Annotated in this window: 17 protein-coding genes, 1 other RNA gene and 1 riboswitch; of the genes, 6 read left to right on the forward strand and 12 right to left on the reverse strand. The window is 42.2% G+C overall.

Translation table 11 applies throughout. The annotated features are described in order from the left end of the window. Nucleotides 1–34 precede the first annotated feature (34 nt). The 4 genes from hisG to H8B17_RS15095 all read left to right on the forward strand — a co-directional run bounded on the left by hisG (nt 35) and on the right by H8B17_RS15095 (nt 4,244). On the forward strand, nt 35–886 hold the full coding sequence (hisG, locus tag H8B17_RS15080) for an ATP phosphoribosyltransferase (protein ID WP_190310054.1): 852 nt from the start codon (nt 35–37) through the stop codon (nt 884–886). Beyond that, nucleotides 886–2,169, forward strand: coding sequence for a histidinol dehydrogenase (hisD, locus tag H8B17_RS15085; RefSeq protein WP_190310055.1), 1,284 nt, complete (start codon nt 886–888; stop codon nt 2,167–2,169). The genes hisG and hisD overlap by 1 nt, the downstream gene beginning before the upstream one ends. Before the next feature lie 114 nt (nt 2,170–2,283). Continuing rightward, a complete protein-coding gene (locus tag H8B17_RS15090) occupies nt 2,284–3,585 on the forward strand; it encodes an NAD(P)/FAD-dependent oxidoreductase (protein ID WP_190310056.1) in 1,302 nt (433 codons plus the stop codon). A gap of 77 nt (nt 3,586–3,662) precedes the next feature. After that, entirely contained in the window at nt 3,663–4,244 is a 582-nt protein-coding gene (locus tag H8B17_RS15095; protein ID WP_190310057.1) for a YceI family protein, read from the forward strand. A gap of 515 nt (nt 4,245–4,759) precedes the next feature. Here the strand turns inward: H8B17_RS15095 and ssrA are convergent. Continuing rightward, nucleotides 4,760–5,127: a transfer-messenger RNA gene (ssrA, locus tag H8B17_RS15100) on the reverse strand. 130 nt (nt 5,128–5,257) lie between these two features. Then, entirely contained in the window at nt 5,258–5,941 is a 684-nt protein-coding gene (locus H8B17_RS15105) for a hypothetical protein (protein ID WP_190310058.1), read from the reverse strand. An 88-nt stretch (nt 5,942–6,029) separates the two neighbouring features. Here H8B17_RS15105 and H8B17_RS15110 point away from each other — a divergent pair, with 88 nt between their 5' ends. Further along, nucleotides 6,030–6,245 (forward strand): hypothetical protein, encoded by a 216-nt coding sequence (locus H8B17_RS15110; protein ID WP_190310059.1) that lies wholly within the window; start codon nt 6,030–6,032, stop codon nt 6,243–6,245. Nucleotides 6,246–6,307: 62 nt separating this feature from the next. Here the strand turns inward: H8B17_RS15110 and H8B17_RS15115 are convergent, their stop codons facing one another. The 10 genes from H8B17_RS15115 to H8B17_RS15160 form a co-directional block, all read right to left on the reverse strand. Beyond that, a complete protein-coding gene (locus H8B17_RS15115) occupies nt 6,308–7,396 on the reverse strand; it encodes an MBL fold metallo-hydrolase (protein WP_190310060.1) in 1,089 nt (362 codons plus the stop codon). Nucleotides 7,397–7,477: 81 nt separating this feature from the next. Then, on the reverse strand, nt 7,478–8,191 hold the full coding sequence (locus H8B17_RS15120; RefSeq protein WP_223816599.1) for a HesA/MoeB/ThiF family protein: 714 nt from the start codon (nt 8,189–8,191) through the stop codon (nt 7,478–7,480). 10 nt (nt 8,192–8,201) lie between these two features. After that, nucleotides 8,202–9,311: a 2-iminoacetate synthase ThiH gene (thiH, locus tag H8B17_RS15125; protein ID WP_190310061.1), complete on the reverse strand. Its 1,110-nt coding sequence runs from the start codon at nt 9,309–9,311 to the stop codon at nt 8,202–8,204. An 11-nt stretch (nt 9,312–9,322) separates the two neighbouring features. Next, nucleotides 9,323–10,093 carry a thiazole synthase gene (locus H8B17_RS15130; RefSeq protein ID WP_190310062.1) on the reverse strand — a complete coding sequence of 257 codons (771 nt, stop codon included), beginning with the start codon at nt 10,091–10,093 and terminating at the stop codon, nt 9,323–9,325. Next, nucleotides 10,075–10,707 (reverse strand): thiamine phosphate synthase, encoded by a 633-nt coding sequence (gene thiE / locus H8B17_RS15135; protein ID WP_190310063.1) that lies wholly within the window; start codon nt 10,705–10,707, stop codon nt 10,075–10,077. The genes H8B17_RS15130 and thiE overlap by 19 nt, the downstream gene beginning before the upstream one ends. After that, nucleotides 10,697–11,440 (reverse strand): hydroxymethylpyrimidine/phosphomethylpyrimidine kinase, encoded by a 744-nt coding sequence (locus tag H8B17_RS15140; RefSeq protein ID WP_190310064.1) that lies wholly within the window; start codon nt 11,438–11,440, stop codon nt 10,697–10,699. The genes thiE and H8B17_RS15140 overlap by 11 nt, the downstream gene beginning before the upstream one ends. Next, on the reverse strand, nt 11,433–12,020 hold the full coding sequence (locus H8B17_RS15145; RefSeq protein WP_190310065.1) for a thiamine phosphate synthase: 588 nt from the start codon (nt 12,018–12,020) through the stop codon (nt 11,433–11,435). The genes H8B17_RS15140 and H8B17_RS15145 overlap by 8 nt, the downstream gene beginning before the upstream one ends. Continuing rightward, complete coding sequence (gene thiC, locus H8B17_RS15150) at nt 12,017–13,831, reverse strand: phosphomethylpyrimidine synthase ThiC (RefSeq protein ID WP_190310066.1); 1,815 nt, start codon at nt 13,829–13,831, stop codon at nt 12,017–12,019. The genes H8B17_RS15145 and thiC overlap by 4 nt, the downstream gene beginning before the upstream one ends. Nucleotides 13,832–13,858: 27 nt before the next feature. Next, nucleotides 13,859–14,065: a sulfur carrier protein ThiS gene (thiS, locus tag H8B17_RS15155; RefSeq protein ID WP_190310067.1), complete on the reverse strand. Its 207-nt coding sequence runs from the start codon at nt 14,063–14,065 to the stop codon at nt 13,859–13,861. 67 nt (nt 14,066–14,132) lie between these two features. After that, nucleotides 14,133–14,231, reverse strand: a riboswitch (TPP riboswitch). Between the two features lie 18 nt (nt 14,232–14,249). Beyond that, complete coding sequence (locus H8B17_RS15160) at nt 14,250–17,597, reverse strand: DEAD/DEAH box helicase (RefSeq protein WP_190310068.1); 3,348 nt, start codon at nt 17,595–17,597, stop codon at nt 14,250–14,252. Nucleotides 17,598–17,758: 161 nt separating this feature from the next. Here H8B17_RS15160 and H8B17_RS15165 point away from each other — a divergent pair, with 161 nt between their 5' ends. Then, the gene (locus H8B17_RS15165) at nt 17,759–18,967 is read left to right on the forward strand and encodes a multidrug effflux MFS transporter (protein ID WP_223816600.1); all 1,209 of its coding nucleotides are present in this window, start codon (nt 17,759–17,761) and stop codon (nt 18,965–18,967) included. Nucleotides 18,968–19,055: the final 88 nt, after the last annotated feature.

Here is a 19,055-nt window from a genome sequence, read left to right on the forward strand (position 1 = left end):
TATTAATAATAGTAAACATTAAAAACCCCACATTTTGAAAAATCTTAAAATCGCTATCCAAAAATCGGGTAGGTTAAATGAAAAATCAGTTCAGTTGCTTAAAAACTGTGGCCTTGATTTTGAAAACTATAAAAGTTCCCTTATTACCACAGTTAATAATTTCAATCTGGAAATACTGTTTCTACGGGACGATGATATTCCCGGCTACGTGGCCCAAGGTATTGCCGATTTAGGTATCGTAGGAGAAAACGTTATCGATGAGTCGCAAGAAAAAGTCATCTATTTACAACGGCTTGGTTTTGGTCGCTGTACTTTAAAAATTGGCATTCCCAAAGACTCCGATATAAAAGATCTTCAAGATCTACAAGGTAAAGCGATAGCGACCACCTACCCCAACATCCTGCAGGAATTTTTAGCAGAGCACAATCTATCAGCCGAAATACAACAAATTTCGGGATCCGTAGAAATCGCACCCGGTTTAGGTTTAAGTGACGCCATTTGCGATATTGTTTCAACAGGAGGCACATTAAAAAGCAACGGACTTAAACCATTTGCAGATGTGCGCCGTTCGGAGGCTATTCTTATCGGTCGCGAGGGATTGGCGGAGAATCCTATTCTATGCGAGCTATTACAGCGAGTACAATCTGTATTACGTGCGAAAGAAACGAAATACGTTGTATTAAACGTGGAAAAAAACAATCTACCGCAAATAACCGCTCTTCTACCAGGTGTAAAAAGCCCAACAGTAGTACCTCTTGCAGAAGAAGGTTGGGTTGCCGTTCACACGGTTATTCCCGAAGATGATTTTTGGGATAAAATCAATAAACTGAAAGCAGCAGGCGCACAAGGTATTGTTGTCATGCCCATCGAAAAAATAATATTATAATGTTAAAACAGTATTCATTTAACAGCTTAACCGCATCGGATATCGAACAGCTAATAGCACGCAACACCGATGCTACGCATGCCATTCAAGATGCTGTATCACAAATAATTGAAGATGTTCGCCACCGTGGCGATCAATCGCTCCGCGAACTTACTTTAAAGTTCGACAAAGTAGACCTCGAAACGCTTTATTTAGGAAAAGAAGATATTGAAGCCTTGGCAAAAACCATCACACGCGACCAACAGCGTGCATTGGAGATAGCCTTTCAAAACATTCATAAATTTCACAGCAGCCAACTCCGCAGGGAGCGGGTCGTTGAAACGATGCCTGGTGTAGAATGCTGGCGAGAGGTACGACCCATTGAAAAAGTAGGCTTGTATATTCCCGGTGGATCAGCAGTTTTGCCTAGTACTTTGCTGATGCTCGGCGTTCCGGCTCGTATCGCAGGATGTAAAGAAATCGTGGTGTGTTCACCCCCACAACAAACGGGAAAGATAAACGGATTTGTCGCCTATTGTCTGCAACTTTTAAAAATAGAGAAGATATACCTCGTAGGTGGAGCACAAGCCGTTGCTGCGATGGCGTATGGCAGCGAAAGCCTCCCCAAAGTGGATAAGATATTTGGTCCAGGGAATCAGTTTGTCACCAAAGCAAAAAGTATGGTCCAGAGCATGACAAACGTCAGCATCGATATGCCCGCCGGCCCCTCGGAAGTTCTGGTCGTGGCCGATCACACCGCTCAACCTGCATTCGTTGCCGCAGACTTACTGGCTCAAGCAGAACACGGACCCGATAGCCAAGCTGTTCTGGTCGCTACATCAGCAGATATGATCCAGCGGGTCAACGACGAGCTTCAGAAACAACTAGACGTGTTACCCCGCGCAGAAATAGCAAACATGGCGCTTCAAAATTCGTTTGCCGTTGAGGTAAATAGCTTGCAGGAGGCGCTCGATTTTTCCAATCGGTATGCTCCCGAACATTTGATCTTAGAAACGGATGAATGGAAAAAATTACTTCCAAGCATTATCAATGCAGGTTCGGTTTTTTTAGGGCATCTTACCCCTGAAAGTGCCGGTGATTACGCATCAGGAACAAACCACACGCTGCCTACATCAGGCTACGCTCGTTCTTATTCGGGCGTTTCGGTAGATTCTTTTGTCAAGAAAATTACTTTTCAGCATATCTCCCAAGAAGGGTTGACGCATATCGGATCTGTCGTAGAAACTTTGGCAGAACTGGAAGGATTACATGCGCATAAGAATGCTATAAGTATCCGAAAATAGCGCGCTCAATTGCTATCGGTTTTCCTATCTTTGCTGGGACATTACCAAACAAAAGAGAAGAAAGCTTTGTTCTATCTCTGTTAGGTAAATACTTAAACAAACGAACAGCTTATTATGGCAGATAATAAAAAACACATTGTCGTTGTAGGTGGCGGATTTGCTGGTATAAATTTCATCAAATCTTTAGGAAAAAATCCAGACTACAGAGTGACCTTAGTGGATATCAATAATTATAATTTTTTCCCACCATTAATTTACCAAGCAGCTACGGCTTTTATTGAGGCGTCGAATATCAGTATGCCTTTCCGTAAAATGTTTAAAAAATACCGAAACTTCTCTTTCCATCTCGGAAAGCTATTGAGTATTCGTCCGGAAAGTAGCCTTATCGAAACAGACACGGGCGATATCACATATGATTACCTCATATTAGCCACCGGAACAGAAACCAACTTCTTTGGGATGGAAAATGTCAAGAAGAAAGCTTTTCCGATGAAGAATATCACGGACGCTTTGGCAATTCGTAATAAGTTGTTACTTAATTTGGAAGACTACATCCAACGAAAGGATGACCCGGACCGTGAAGCATACATAAATATCGTTGTTGCCGGTGGCGGACCTTCTGGCGTGGAGGTATCAGGTATGATTGCAGAGCTGAGTGAGCGTATTGTTAAAAAAGAATACCCAGAATTGGCGGGATTAAAACCAACTATCCATCTGGTAGATGCAGGACCAGCCTTATTGGGGCCCATGAGTGCCACTGCTCAAAAAGAAGCACAGGAAGTTTTAGAAAAGCTCGGCGTAGACATTACCTTGAATACTGCAGTTAAAGACTATGTAGATGATACGGTGATTTTAGCTAACGGTGCTGAAATAAAAACCAAAACCTTAATTTGGACTTCCGGTGTCATTGCTCGGGAATTACCAGGTCTTCCTACTGAAAAGTTTGGAAGAGGACGTCGGGTTTTGGTGGATCAGTTCAATGCTGTGCAGGGTTATGACAACATTTTTGCTATTGGGGACACCTGTTTTCAGGATACCGATTCCAAATCCCCCAACGGTCATCCCCAACTTGCACAGGTAGCGATTCAACAAGGTACATTATTAGCAAAGAATATTACAGCTAAAGATCAAGGGCGGAAATTAAAAGGCTTTTCATACGTCGACAAGGGAAGTATGGCTATTATCGCCCGGTATCATGCCGTGGCTGATTTACCGAAATTTTCCTTTACCGGTTTTTTTGCTTGGCTTACTTGGCTGCTTATCCACCTTTTCCCTATTGCGGGTTTCCGGAACAGATGGAAGTTGTTAGGCAACTGGGTATGGTCTTTCTATTCCGCAAACTCAGGCCTTCGTTTAATTGTACGGAGCGAACGCAAACGAGATAATAATGAAGTAAGAACGAATATACACGGTTAATTGATTTCTTAACATACATCAACGGACGAGAAAACAACTTATAGTAACTTTGTCTTATCAAAAAAATAGAAAATATTATGAAAAAGTTAATGTTATTTTTTTCTTTCCTATTTGTTTCAATAGGATTGTTTGCTCAAACAACTTGGACAGCAGACCCGTATCATTCTAAACTAGGATTTACCGTTACGCACTTAGGCATAGCTGACGTTCCTGGTCATTTTAACGCATATGATGTTTCCATCGTTTCGGCTAAAGAAGATTTTAGTGATGCCCGTATCCAATTAACAGTACAGACAAATTCAATCGACACGCGAGTAAAACCTAGGGATAACCATTTAAAAAGTGCCGACTTCTTTGATGTTGAAAAGCACCCCACAATGACATTTAAAAGCACCTCTATCAAAAAAGCAGGAAAAGACACCTATAATTTGCAAGGGAATCTAACCCTATTGGGTGTAACAAAACCGGTTAGCTTAACATTGAAACATCGCGGAACTACGAAAAACCCCAATGCTGACGGTGCTCCTGTAGCAGGTATCCAAATTACGGGACAAATCAAACGCTCTGATTTTGGCTTAGGTGCCGGCTTTCCTGCACCAATGATCAGTGACGAAGTACAGATCAAAGCGGATGGTGAATTTGGTCATAAAAAAGACTAAAAATACGTGTTAATAACGAATGGAAGCTCAACAATAGTTGAGCTTTTTTTCATTTAAACAAAAATAAATTACTACCCGAAGATACGCCGGCGGGAGCGTGCTTTCCGGTTCATTTCCGATTCGGAGATCCTTCGCCATCTATTCGGACACTGTTCGCCCATTTACCGGAAATTTACCGTGTAACCAACGTGTAATTACCGTGTTTACCTCGGTAATTACACGGTAAACTCTCGTAAGAAACACGGTAAATGGGCGAAGCAGGTATAAAGGAGGGGCGAAGCAGATAGAGTAAAAAGTAATAAAAACACCCAAAACTAGATGTAGTTTTGGATATAAATCTTGCAAATAATTAAAAAACAAAAGCCCAACTTCCGTTGAGCTTTTGTTTTGTGGAGTCGGAGGGATTGCTTGCGTCCCACAGCCCCGCACTCAGGGCAGCAGCGAATATATTTCGAACCCTCTTATCGGGTCCTCATCCCTACTAACAAAAAAACATCCTTGTTAGGATGTCTTTTTTGTGGAGTCGGAGGGATTCGAACCCTCGTCCAAACATAGTATGATTTACGCTTTCTACATGCTTAGTTTCTCTTTGGTTGTCAGGAGAGAGAAGGTGAAAAACTTACCTATACTGTTCTCCGTAGTTACTGTGTCTCACAAGTGCTTAGCAACATCACACCTGCCAGTTCTATAGTTCGATGCCCCTGATGTTAGACCAAAGAACAGGACCTAACGGGACAAATAGCTATGTTAAGTCTAACTTAAGCAGCTAAGGCGTAGTTTTCTTCGCCAGTTATAAAGTTGAAAGTTCAGATTAAAGTGCTAGACTAACAATGCACTGCATGCTTACATAACCATCGCTATCCTGTCAATTCCGGTCGACCCCATGATTATGCTACTTTATAGCTTACAAATTTACAAAAAATTATTTGTTTTGGTTATATTTAAACAAAAACAGATTATTTAGGTTAAAGAAAGCAAACAATTTATCCCATGACGACAGAAAAAAACCAAAATCAAGAGAAGGCGGCGCCAAAAGAAACGCCCTCAAAGACAGCAGTATCGACAAAACCTGCCACCACAGCAAAACCGAAAACAGCCACTGCGACAAAAACTAGTACAACGAAGGCCGTTTCTTCCGCAGCAGTCAAGACGCCGCCAGCCAAGCCAAAGGCAACGACGACTAAATCTACTTCAGATAAGAGTGCTGCACCGGTTAAGTCAGCTGCAGCCAAACCTAGTTCTGCTAACAAAACAAAAATAGCTTCGGCAGCGAAGACGACAACACCAAAAACGAATAGTAACACAGCCGCCGCCTCTCCTACACCGAGCAAGACCCCAGCTGCCAAAACGCCTACAACCAAGACTACCGCTGCTAACAAAACAAAAGCAGCTTCTCCAACGAAAACCGCAGCACCAAAAACCAATAGCACAGCGAAACCTACGCCTACATCAGCAAGCAAGACGGCACCTGCTAAGCCTGTTACTGCTAGCAAACCAAAAGTAGCTTCTGCAACGAAAACTGCAGCGCCAAAAAACGATAGCACAGCGAAGCCTACAGCTACTGGAGTAAGCAAGACGGCGCCTACTAAGCCAGCTACCGCTAGCAAACCAAAAGTAGCTTCTACAACAAAAACTGCAGCGCCAAAAAACGATAGTGCAACTAAAGAGATAAAAAAGGGTTCTAAGACTTCATCCACTAAAAAAAATAAAGAAAAAGAAGCAAAATCGTCTGACGCCAAAAAAACGATAAAAGAGGCCTCTTATAAAAGTGAAGTAAAAGAGCAAATGAAGCCCGGTAAAAAGAAGGAAAACGATAAAAAGGAAAAGAAAAAAGATAATAAAAAGACCAAACCAAAATCTAAAAAAACGGCAGACAAGAAAACAAAGGCAAAAGTTGAAAAGCCACTGGCAGGAATCAAAAAGAAACTAAAAAAATTGATTGAAGACGTATTAGATAAAAAAGAAAAGAAAGCGACAAAAGGAAAGAAAAAGAAGAAATAAATTTTACGGAATAGCCACGATTTATGCTGTGGCTATTCCTATTAGTGATACCATCGAAGCAATTACCGCAATCCTTTCCACCAAGCTGTATTTGGTGCAATGCGGTCCATAAATACCAACTGGCCTATCTGAGGGGTAATGAGCTCAACATGGTTTTCCTGAGCGGCTTGGGTAACCCTAATCAGCGGTTCATCCCATGGGTGGTTCGCTAACGGAAATTTTCCAGAATGAACAGGTATAAGCTGTGTTGCTTGCAAATCCTGTGCAGCTTTAATAACTTCTTCAGGCATCATGTGTATGTAATGCCACATCTCGTTATACTGCCCGTTTTCTAGAATCACGAAATCAAAGGGGCCATATTGTTGTCCAATTTCTTTAAAGTGCTTACCATATCCACTATCACCTCCCAAAAACAATTTTTTAGACCCCTCCAAAACGAATGACGACCAAAGCGTCGTATTCCGTTTAAAAGTGCGTCCCGAAAAGTGTCTTGCTGTAGTAGAAGTAATTTGCATACCATCAAGTTTCACACTATCGCCCCAATACAATTCCGTAATCTGGTCAGCAGGGTATCCCCATTTTTCTAGATGTGCTCCTACGCCAAGCCCTGTGACGATATGTTTAACTTTATGTTTAAGTTTGATGAATGTATTATAATCTAGGTGATCCCAATGATCATGCGTAATAAAAAGTATATCTATTTCAGGCATGTCCTGAACAGTGTATTCATACGTGCTATTAAAAGCACGCACGCTGACACGTACCGGTGTCGCGTATTTGCTAAATACAGGGTCTACTAAAATTTTCTTTCCATCCAATTGGATAAAATACGAGGAATGCCCGAACCAAACGTAAACATTACTGTCTACAGGAAGCGTGTGTAAGTCACTTTTGACGACAGGGATGGAATCCTGAGGGATATTCCGCACCTTTTTTGCCAGAAAAAAGCCCCTAAACATATCCATGTAGGTAGTACCCTCCGCCAAAGCTGGTGTATGTTCTAGGTTATCAAACGCACCATTTTTATAATTGGGCTTGCTTTCCATCAGCGCAAGACGATCCCCGGTAGCATCTGCACCGAAGCGATCATGTCGTAAGTATATAAGTCCACCGATAACGATCAGTATGATGAGGACAAGTATTATCTGCATACTTCGAATTAAAACTTTTTTCATTGATGCAGTCAAAATTAGCGGGAATATGTCTCATCTAAAAGTCAAAATCCGCAAATATTAAAATGTAATTGTCATAAATTTCCAGTTTAATGTATCGACAATAGTAAGCTGGTTGATTACTATGGGTAAGCCCGTAATCATTTTAAGTACCTGCATGGCCATCATTGTACCCACAATGCCCGGCAGTGGGCCTAATACACCATGACGATCACAATTAGGCACGTCTTCGGGATTAGGAGCCTCTGGAAACAGATCGCGGAGATTTTTGCTACCTCTAAAATTAAAAACCGTAACTTGTCCTTCAAAAGCAAAAATACTCCCGTAAACCAATGGTTTATTTAACACTACACAGGCGTCGTTAACGATATAACGCGTCGTAAAATTATCGGAACCGTCCACCACGATATCATAATCACGGATTAAATCTTGGACATTTTCTCTGTCTATTTTTTGACAGATCGGAATGAAGGTAATGTGGCTATTAAAATCTCTTATAAAATCAGCAGCGCTCTCCGTCTTGGGTTGCCCAACCGTACTTTCGCGATGAATCACCTGCCTGTTGAGGTTATGTATTTCCACATCATCAAAATCAACTACGGCCAACGTACCCACACCAGCCGCAGCTAAATACTGAATAACCGGGCTACCCAGTCCACCTGCTCCGACCACAAGCACTTTGGCATTGCCGATATCCCGTTGCCCCTCTACGCCTATCTCCTCAATAAATATCTGTCTGCTGTAACGCTTAAACACATCGTTCGCTTGCATCATTTTTGTCGTTTTACCAATACGTATCCCAATCCTTCATAACGGGTTCGTATCCTGCCTGATAAATAACCTTTCGCACTTCCTCCATACTACGCTCGTCGCTCGTTTCGAACTGTTCCAAAGATTGCGGATCCACCACATATCCTCCTGGATTGGTTTTCGATGCCGCACTCATTGTCGTAGCACCCAGTGAAATGATATGATTTCGGAATTTTTCATTCTCCCGGGTCGAAATGGAAATCTCTAAATCTGCGTTCCAGATCCTATAGGCACAGATCAGCTGTAACAACTCCCGATCTTCCATGATAAAGTTGGGTTCTATAATACCTTCTGCCGGGCGCAAACGCGGAAAAGAAACAGAATATTTCGTCTGCCAATACGTTTTCTGTAGGTAATCGATATGCAGCGCATTGAAGAAACTATCTACCCGCCAATCTTCTAAACCCAATAAAACACCCAGACCTATTTTATGCAACCCCGCCTGCCCTATCCTATCGGGTGTATCCATACGGAATGCAAAGTTTGATTTTTTACCTTTCGGATGATAACGCTTATATACCTCTTCATGGTAAGTTTCCTGATATACCAGCACAGCGTGCACACCAGCCTGGTGTACCGCTTCGTATTCTTCTAACGATAAGGGTTGTACTTCGATGGAGATATTTGCAAAATGAGGACGTAATAGCTTTATCGCTTTGAGAAAATAATCTATACCCACTGTTTTATTGGCTTCGCCACTAACTAAAAGGACATGATTTACTCCCATGGCTTTCAGCACAGCAGCCTCTTGCATAATCTCCATAGCGCTCAATGTTCTGCGCTTGATTTGGTTATCCATGCTAAAGCCGCAATACGTACAGATATTCTGACATTCATTACTCAGGTATAAAGGTGCATACAGCTGTATGGTTTTTCCAAATCTCTTTTGGGTAAGCTGCTGTGTAAGCTTGGCCATCTCTTCCAACAAATCGCTCGCAGCAGGTGATAACAGCACCAAAAAATCATCTATCGTCTTTTTAGTCTTATAGAGACTCCGCTTTACATCAGCCTCGCTAACACCATAGATCCGATCCTGAACCGAATGCCAATTATAATGAAGAAAGGTATTCTCGAATGATTTCATGTTTTCGTAATTTAATCCAATAAAAAGTCCGTCAGAGGACTTGACGCTACCGCAGTCGAACTGGAGCTTGCCAAACCCGCTTCATAAGCCCTTCGTCCAGCAACGACCGCTTCTTTAAATGCAACAGCCATCGCAGTCGGATCATTTGCAACCGCAATGGCGGTATTGACCAGAACCGCGTCCGCCCCTATTTCCATTGCTTTTGCCGCATCCGACGGTGCGCCGATACCTGCGTCGACGATGACAGGAACATTGCTCTGTTCAATGATAATTCCCAAAAAATCCAAGGTTAACAAGCCTTTGTTACTGCCAATAGGAGCACCCAATGGCATCACGACAGCTGTACCCGCCTCTTCCAATCGTTTGCACAATACAGGATCGGCGTGAATATAAGGCATCACCACAAAACCATCTTTTGCCAATAGTTCTGTAGCCCGGAGCGTCTCTATTGGATCAGGCAGTAGATACCGGGGATCAGGGTGAATTTCCAGTTTCACCCAGTTGGTTTCTAAAGCTTCTCTGGCCAATTGTGCTGCTAGGACAGCTTCTTCCGCATTTCTCGCACCGGATGTATTTGGCAGGAGATTAACACCAGGAATGTGCAATGCCTGTAGCAAATCATCCGAATTTGATTGTAAATCCACCCGTTTCAAAGCCATTGTTACTAATTCCGATTCAGAGCTACGGATCGCTTCCGTCATTTCTTCTAACTTGCCAAATTTTCCTGTTCCCAAAAAAAGTCTGGATTTAAATATTTTGTCTGCTATGATAAGTTCGCGCATGATAATAATTTTTTAAATTCCGAAATAATCGCGGGGGTATCGGTGATCGTTTTAGAAACCGCGACACCATAAAGTCCTTCCTCAAGCAATAGGGGGATATCATCCAGTCCAACTCCTCCAATGGCATAGATCGCCGGAATAACGATACGATGTTCATTTAGATGGAGGAGGATCTTCCTGTAACCTTCTATACCTAAAACTGGACTCAATTTCTCCTTCGTATCTGTTATGCGGTAGGGCCCTAAACCAATATAATCACAACCTTCGTCAATCCTTTGTATGACATCCGCAATCGTATTTGCGGTACCACCGATAATTTTGCCTTGCCCTAATGTCCTCCTTGCTTTTTCGATCTTTTCGTCGTCCAAACCAAGATGCACACCATCCGCATCGACCTCTTTGGCAATGGCAATGCTATCATTAATAATACAAATAGCTTGATACTTCTCACATTGCTGTTTTACCCTTTCTGCAAGCCTAAGGCGCTGTCTATCGGTTACATTTTTCCAACGAAGCTGAATCCAATCAGCACCATAGTCCAACGCCCGGCGGATATGGTCATATTGGTCCGCGTCTGTCGCACCTTGTGATATATATTGTAGTTTACTCCGCATGATAATGAAATCCCAATAAGGAGGGATGGCTGTTTAAAAATTGTTCTATATAAGTTTTAGCTTGACGACAAGCCTCTTCGAGCCCGCTGCCACATGCGATGTGAGCAGCAATAGCCGAGGAAAACACACAACCGGAGCCGTGCTTTGGATAAATCCTGTCCACTTGCGGATGAAAATCCGTAGCGCGCCCCATCTGTATTAAACAGTCCACCCCCTTCTGGTCTTTCCGATGTCCACCTTTAATAAGGAGTGCATTTGGAAAATAGTCTTTCAACAACTGTTCTAAAATTTGGTACTCCTCAAAATTGGGTGTAAGGAGATCAATTTTATGAATGATCCCTTTGAGTAATTCCATCTCATCTGCTTTAAAAAATGTGAAGCCCGATGAGCTTTTGAGAACGGGATCCCAGATAACAAAAACCTCTGGGTTACACGCATACACCGATGTCAAAATAGCGGCTAAAAATGTCGTATCTCTTACAATGCCTATCTTCACAACGGAGATCATATAACGTTGCATCAGTTCTTTGATACCTTTTTGAACCACATCGATGTCTGCCCAAATGATCGTAGAAAATGTGTCTTCCGTCTGCACCGTATTTGCCGTAAGCACAGCCATTCCGCGCACATGAAGTTGTTCGAAAGTCTTTATATCGGCTAAGACACCCGCGCCTCCGCAAGGATCAAAACCGGCAATACTTAATACGATGGGTTTCTCTTTTTGCTTATCCATTAATCGTCTTGTACATACTGTTAAAAGCCTGTATAGGTCTTGTATTGTTCCATACAGCACCCAATACGGCTATATCATCTGCACCGGCATCAAAAACCTGTCGGCAGTTCTGTTCATTTACACCTCCTAATCCCACTAGTCGCACATGTGGATTGTTCCGCCGGCGTAGATCCTCCAAAACCGTATGGGTTATGCCATATCCTTTTTTCGAAATGCTGGGAAAAACAGGTGATAAAAAGGCATACTTCCATACCGCGTCCAAGCTATTGAAAGTGGTTATAGCGTGAACAGAAGTTGACAACGTAAATCCATCCATAAATGCATGTTGCTTATTCTGTTTCCTGTCTTCCTCCCGAACATGTAGGCGCTCAATCCCAAGTTCGTTTGCTAAATGAAAATGCGAATGTAATACCAGTTGCTTCCTATAACCACCATCTATATTACCAACATACGCCACCATCTCCATATCCGTAAACTGCTGTTTGCGGATATGGAAGAGGGATAGGCCTTTTTCGAAAAGGCCATTTACCACCACGGATTCATGTGCAACAAGTTGCTCCGGAGATAGCAGTATGATCATAGGTAAATTTCTTTACCTTGTTCTATAAATTCTTTAGATTTTTCTGCCATTCCAAGTTTCGCTACATCCCTTATCTCCTGTGTGATTTTCATCGAACAGAATTTTGGCCCGCACATCGAGCAGAAATGAGCAACTTTAGCAGCATCTGCCGGCAGTGTTTCATCATGAAATTCACGCGCGGTGTCAGGATCCAATGATAGGTTGAACTGGTCTTCCCAGCGGAACTCAAATCTCGCTTTGCTCAAGGCGTTATCTCGATACTGCGCTCCCGGATGCCCTTTTGCCAAATCAGCCGCGTGGGCCGCCAGCTTATAAGTAATGACACCATCTTTCACATCCTTTTTATTAGGCAGCCCCAGATGTTCTTTTGGTGTCACATAACATAACATTGCACAGCCATACCAGCCAATCATGGCAGCCCCGATGGCCGATGTGATGTGATCGTATCCCGGAGCGATATCCGTTGTCAATGGTCCCAACGTGTAGAAAGGCGCTTCATCACATTCGGCCAACTGCTTCTCCATATTTTCTTTAATCATATGCATAGGCACGTGTCCTGGTCCCTCGATCATCACTTGTACGTCATGTTTCCAAGCAATTTTAGTCAGTTCGCCCAAGGTCTCGAGCTCCGCAAATTGTGCCGCATCGTTGGCATCCGCGATGGAGCCCGGACGTAAGCCATCGCCCAGCGAAAACGCCACGTCATAGCGTTTCATAATTTCGCAAATTTCCTCAAAATGAGTATACAAAAAACTCTCCTTATGATGGAACAGGCACCATTTTGCCATAATAGATCCCCCACGAGACACAATGCCGGTCACGCGGTCGGCCGTCAGATGGATGTATCTTAGCAGTACGCCGGCATGAATAGTGAAATAAGACACGCCCTGTTCCGCCTGTTCTATCAGCGTATCTTTAAAGATTTCCCAACTTAAATCCTCCGCAATACCATTTACTTTCTCTAACGCTTGATAAATCGGCACCGTGCCAATTGGTACCGGCGAATTACGGATAATCCATTCCCTGGTTTCATGAATATTCTTTCCTGTAGATAAGTCCATAATGGTATCCGCTCCCCACCGACAGGCCCACACAGCTTTTTCCACCTCCTCTTCAATACTAGACGACACCGCACTATTACCAATATTTGCATTTATCTTCACCAGAAAATTACGACCAATGATCATCGGTTCACTTTCAGGGTGATTAATATTATTAGGAATAATGGCCCTGCCCGCGGCAACTTCATCGCGTACAAACTCCGGTGTGATTTTTTGTTTTGGCGTACGAGCACCAAAACTATGACCGTTATGTTGCTGACGCATCGCTGTACTTGCCTTTTCTAATTGTTCTATACGTTGGTTTTCACGAATAGCGATATATTCCATTTCAGGTGTAATAATCCCTTTTCTAGCATAATGCAGTTGCGTCACATTACTTCCTACCTTAGCAATCTTCGGTTTATGGCTATATTCAAAACGTAAGTCGTCCAGGCTTTGGTCGGCTAGTCTCACTTTTCCATATTCCGAACTAATATTGTCCAGAACCTGCACATCTCCCCTGTCCAATATCCATTGCTCACGGATCCTCGAAAGACCTTTACGAACATCGATTTCCACACGTTCATCTGTATATGGCCCCGAAGTATCATATAGGGTAATCGGCGGATTTATTTCGATCTCTCCTGAACTTAATTTCGTCGGGTGTTGCTCGATCTCGCGCATCGCAACCTTGATTGGAAAGAGTTGTCCCTCAACGTACACTTTTTTGGAATTCGGGAACGGTTTCTGTGTAATTATTTGCTTAATCATACTATGTTGATTTGATAGATGGATGAATTAACCGCCTTGTGTAGCGGTAATGATAAGAATAGAGTCTCTGTCTTGTAATACAGTAGAGGCCCATTGCGTTTTGGGCACAACCTGGTTATTAACTGCTACAGCAATACCTTTGGATTTCCTCGAGGTTTCCAAATACATTAACTCTGCGAGCGAAGCAGGAGCTTCTTCGAAAAACTTCTGTTGATGATTGATGATAAGTTCCATTCCTATGAAAGATTTTATGTGATAAATAAAACTTTAGGAATGGCTACGTCAATGCGGAACGCATCAGTGAAGACATCTTACTTTTCCCTACGCCAGTATGATCCGGATCAGGTTCAAAGGGTGAAATCTCAGTCTGCAAAACACGCAGACACCCCTAAAGTGTGCGACTAAGATAGTATTTTTTTTATTCGAAACCTAATATACCCAGCAAGTCGTGTTTTGATACACGATCTAAAAATAGCTTATCTGTCTTAATTAACGTTTGCGCTAGCTTATTCTTTTTCTTTTGCAAGTGCATCATTTTTTCCTCAACCGTATCCCTGCAAATTAGTCGAACAGCCACTACATTTTTCTGCTGACCAATACGATGGCTACGGTCAATTGCTTGATTTTCTATGGCTGGATTCCACCATGGGTCAATTAGATAAACATAATCCGCTTCGGTCAGATTAAGCCCCACGCCGCCAGCTTTCAAGCTAATGAGAAAAACACGAATATTTTCGTCTGTCTGAAAATGATGTACCTGTGTTTCTCTATCTTTGGTTTGTCCGGTCAAGTAAGCAAACGGCATAGCTTTATGTTCAAGTTCTACCTTGATCAAATCGAGCATTCCCACGAACTGAGAGAAAATCAAAATTTTATGCTCTTTCGATTGGTTTTCGATTTGCTTCATCAGCACTTCAATTTTCACAGCATTCTCGCCCGAATGCCCTTCCTTAAGCAATATAGGTGAGTTACAAATCTGCCGTAACTTCGTTAATCCCGTCAATACATGCATGCTATTTTTACGAATTTCGGCTTCATCCGTTGCCGAGATAAACTCGCGTAACTCCCGTTCATAGACATCGTAAACCCGACGTTGTTCTGCGTTCATTTCGCAATAAATAATCATCTCCGTTTTATCTGGCAGTTCCTTTGCAACTTGCCTTTTCGTTCGGCGTAATATAAAGGGCTTTATTTTCTCCTGTAGCTCTATAGCGCGTTTACCGTATTCAAACTGATCAATCGGGCGGGCATACGTATCTCTAAAATATTGCTTATTTCCCAATAATCCCGGACAAGCAAAAGAAAGCTGCCCATAAAGATCAAAGGTATTATTTTCAACAGGCGTTCCTGTCACAACGATTTTATTGCGCGACTGCAACAATCGGGCAGCCTTATACCGCTCCGAATGGGGATTCTTAATAGCCTGAGATTCATCCAAAAAGACATAATTAAAATAAAAGTCTTTCAGAAAACGGATATCAGACAGCAGCATACCGTAACTCGTCAACACGACCTCATATTGGTGCATCGTCTCCCCCGTTCTATCTCGTTCTATGCCGTAATGCAATAGTGTTTTTATAGAGGGCGCAAATTTAGACAATTCTTGCTGCCAGTTGAATAGCAAGGAGGTCGGTACAATAATCAAATTCGTCTTATGGCCATATTTTTCCCGTTGCGTTAAGATAAAAGCGATAATTTGCAAGGTTTTTCCCAACCCCATATCGTCCGCTAAGCATCCCCCAAAATTAAAGTTATCCAAAAAGTTTAGCCATTTCAATCCCTCCTTCTGATAGTCTCGTAATTTCGCATGCAACGTAGCCGGTATCGAAACATCTGGAACGCCTTTGTACGCTGCAAACTGTTCTTGAAAAGCGTTAATTTCCGTCTGAACTTCCGTGCTCAACACCTCTTTTTCAAATAGGTTTGTTATTTCTGAAAAGTTTATTTTAGGAATTTTCAACAGCTCGTTATCGATCTCTCCCCATTGAAAATAACGCGAAATTTTGGTCATCCATTCGTCCGGCAATATGCCCAACGTACCATCATCCAACTGCACAAATTTACTTTTGTTGCGGATAGCGCGGTGTACTTGTTTTAAACTGGCGCTATTTTTCCCGAAACGCACCTTTAATTTAGCATTAAACCAATCTATACCACTAATCAACTCTATGGTTATCTTTGCCCGATGGGAATTTAATTTATTATGTTGAAGTTCATTAAATCCCAATATTTTAACACCCTCTCTACGCCACACTTCAAAGGCTTTCAAAAACCAAGCTTCATCCAGAAACTCATCTTTATGTAAATAGAAATATTCATGCTCTTTCATTTGCTCGCGGAAATGAGGATGTTGGCGCACAACCAGCGAAGTGAGACGTTCTTCCGCATTCTTATTGCGGTCGATTTTAAATGGGTTACCATTTTGATCAATGTCAAGCAGCTGTTTCCTAGAATATATCGGAATCTCTGTAGAACCGTATTTCATCACCGGTGTAATCGATATGTAACTACCTTCCTGCTGTAGATATAGGATAGGTTCCATCTGAAAGTTTCTTTCTGCCAATTGTATCGGCGTCGCGACATGGATATAACTATAATCAACATGGAGTAATTCCTCCAGTGGAGCAAGTACCGTTTGAAAGAATTCGTCATATTTCGAGGCATGTACCAGCAGCGTCTCGTTATTTGATTTAAAGAACTTCATTACCCGAAGCGTGTCCGGATGGTCTACGAAATAGAAAACCTGATGATGGTAAACAAAATAGTTATGCCGAATAACCATATCCTGAAACGGAAGTGATGCGTCATTAAATTGTAATTCCCCTGTGACCTCATAAAACGGTTCCTTCTTTAATACCCTCAACCGTATTTCCGCTTTCAGCACCTCCAATTCGATAAGCAATAAAGATTTCGCCGTGACCGTTTCCGAAATCGCCCGATCGTGGTAATAAACCTCCAAATCCAAAGGATTTTTGACAATCCGTTTTAATGCTTCCAGTTCAGCTGCCGTATGATCTTCATCGTAAGTTTGTTGAAAACGCATAAGAGCAGTGTAGAATTTGATTTCCTCGGGATCATCCGCTTTCCAAACAAGCTTTACCGGATCGATATTCGTTATTGGGTTTTTAACTTTACCCACTTTTGTACGATCAGCTTCCATCAATAAAAAGTTCAGCTGTTGGTAATAACGATGCCGAGCAATTACTAATATCGGCTTTTTAAGGACTACCTTTTCCTTCAATTTTTCCAAAACAGATAGCCGCCCCGGTATCAGATTTTTTGTGAGAAGCTGATCATCCATAGGAAGTAACTCTTTAATCCGGGTTTCGATGCGCAGCTTTCCTTCCCTGTGGATAACCTGAAAATAGCTATCAAGATGAGGTTCATTTTCTAGCCCATAACGCTTTGCCTGCGCTAATAGGGTTTTGTATCGAAGTGTCTTATCAAAAAAAATACGGTAGTCTTTTCGTTCCAGAATACCATAGATAATTTCGGCCTGATGCTCGCAAAACATAACATGCGCATGTCCACACCCGCAGGAAGAAACAATAGCACTCCCAACCTGGCTCACCACCACCTCCGGAAATCCTATAGCAGTAATTTTCGTGAATACACCTGCATCTAACTCCAGGGATATCACAGATATATCTTGAAAATCCCGCTGATCTATAAAATTCCCATTTGGAGTATGGTTGAGCAGTTCAAACACAGAAAGACTTTCGATGTTTGTATGAACTAATGTATACGCTTTTGGTGATTCTGCCATGGAAATACAAATGAACTATATTTTGAATAAGTTAGCAAATTTCCACAAAAGAGATAACTGCTCATAGATTAAAAAAACCATCGAATCTTGTTATTAGTAATGTTAGGATATTATCGTAATTTTGTACCGACATTACCCCACAACAAACAGACGTTCCAAACATGAATATAGATGCCGTTTCCCGAAAAAAGCGTTTTTCGATACTGTTAACACTCGGTTTACTATCTGCAATTGGTCCATTTTCGATCGATATGTATCTTCCTGCTTTCGAAACTATTGCTCTAGATTTCGAAACAACCATTGAACATATACAGCTTTCGTTAACTTCATTCTTCATCGGCATTGCTTTTGGTCAATTGATCTATGGACCGCTGTTGGACAAATTCGGGCGAAAAAAACCACTTCTTTTTGGTCTCGTGATCTATATCGTTGCCTCCATCTTGTGTGCTTATACAAATGAGCCTAATCACCTTATTTTTCTTCGGTTTCTACAAGCACTGGGCAGTTGCTCCGGTATGGTGGCCAGTCGGGCCATGGTAAGAGACATCTTTGAACCGCGGGAGGCGGCCAAAGTATTCAGTATACTGATGCTGGTCATAGGTATTTCACCCATTGTCGCGCCAAGTGTCGGGGCTTTTGTACTTATCCATTTTGATTGGCATATTATCTTTGTCATACTTGCCGTACTTGCGTTTCTTATCTTATTAAGTGTTATTTTCATTTTGCCAGAGTCGTATCAAGGCAACAAGGAAATGTCTTTGCGACCTCGAGCTATTATAGCCGACTTTTGGGAGGTCTTTCAAAATCCAACATTCCTTTTATATGCTGCTGTTGGTGGTTTTGCTTCGAGTGGTCTTTACGCCTATCTCTCTGGCTCACCATTTGTATTACAACGATTGTTTGGATTATCCGAGACAGAATATGGCCTTGCATTTGCATTCGTCGCGTCCTCATTGATTATAGCGACACAACTTAACCGCGTTTTACTCAATAGATGGGACAGCGAAGAAATTTCTAAAAAAGCCAGTTTCCTACAAGCATCAGCAGGAATATTGCTCGTCGTGATCACCTTAACCGGTGGGATGAATCTTTATGTGCTACTCGGTCTCATCTGCCTTTTCCTCTGTAGTCAAGGCTTTATATTTCCAAATACCTCTGCTTTAGCCTTAGCACCGTTTGGAAGACTTGCAGGTATTGCGTCTGCCCTTTTAGGGTGTATCCAAATGGCCTTAGGTGCGCTGACATCTGCTTCCGTGAGTTATTTCCATAACGGCTCCATGGTGCCCATGGTTGCCGTTATGTGCGTCAGTGCCTCAATCGCCTTTCTGATATATTTCTTCGTTGACAAGCGTAAGCACCGTACGTTATAAAAAAAGAAACTATTTGCATCGGGTTTTGTTCATATAGATATGAAACCGCGATGTAAATCATGTTGCTTTACGTAAAAACATGATTTAC

Source organism: Sphingobacterium arenae, from assembly GCF_014692505.1.
Taxonomy (GTDB): domain Bacteria; phylum Bacteroidota; class Bacteroidia; order Sphingobacteriales; family Sphingobacteriaceae; genus Sphingobacterium; species Sphingobacterium arenae.

Excerpts from the sequence above, each read along its gene's own strand:
- hisD (WP_190310055.1), top strand. The coding sequence starts at position 886 with ATGTTAAAACAGTATTCATTTAACAGCTTAACCGCATCGGATATCGAA.
- H8B17_RS15090 (WP_190310056.1), top strand. The coding sequence starts at position 2,284 with ATGGCAGATAATAAAAAACACATTGTCGTTGTAGGTGGCGGATTTGCT.
- H8B17_RS15095 (WP_190310057.1), top strand. The coding sequence starts at position 3,663 with ATGAAAAAGTTAATGTTATTTTTTTCTTTCCTATTTGTTTCAATAGGA.
- H8B17_RS15110 (WP_190310059.1), top strand. The coding sequence starts at position 6,030 with ATGAAGCCCGGTAAAAAGAAGGAAAACGATAAAAAGGAAAAGAAAAAA.
- H8B17_RS15115 (WP_190310060.1), bottom strand. The coding sequence starts at position 7,396 with ATGCAGATAATACTTGTCCTCATCATACTGATCGTTATCGGTGGACTT.
- H8B17_RS15120 (WP_223816599.1), bottom strand. The coding sequence starts at position 8,191 with ATGATGCAAGCGAACGATGTGTTTAAGCGTTACAGCAGACAGATATTT.
- thiH (WP_190310061.1), bottom strand. The coding sequence starts at position 9,311 with ATGAAATCATTCGAGAATACCTTTCTTCATTATAATTGGCATTCGGTT.
- H8B17_RS15130 (WP_190310062.1), bottom strand. The coding sequence starts at position 10,093 with ATGCGCGAACTTATCATAGCAGACAAAATATTTAAATCCAGACTTTTT.
- thiE (WP_190310063.1), bottom strand. The coding sequence starts at position 10,707 with ATGCGGAGTAAACTACAATATATATCACAAGGTGCGACAGACGCGGAC.
- H8B17_RS15140 (WP_190310064.1), bottom strand. The coding sequence starts at position 11,440 with ATGGATAAGCAAAAAGAGAAACCCATCGTATTAAGTATTGCCGGTTTT.
- H8B17_RS15145 (WP_190310065.1), bottom strand. The coding sequence starts at position 12,020 with ATGATCATACTGCTATCTCCGGAGCAACTTGTTGCACATGAATCCGTG.
- thiC (WP_190310066.1), bottom strand. The coding sequence starts at position 13,831 with ATGATTAAGCAAATAATTACACAGAAACCGTTCCCGAATTCCAAAAAA.
- thiS (WP_190310067.1), bottom strand. The coding sequence starts at position 14,065 with ATGGAACTTATCATCAATCATCAACAGAAGTTTTTCGAAGAAGCTCCT.
- H8B17_RS15160 (WP_190310068.1), bottom strand. The coding sequence starts at position 17,597 with ATGGCAGAATCACCAAAAGCGTATACATTAGTTCATACAAACATCGAA.
- H8B17_RS15165 (WP_223816600.1), top strand. The coding sequence starts at position 17,759 with ATGAATATAGATGCCGTTTCCCGAAAAAAGCGTTTTTCGATACTGTTA.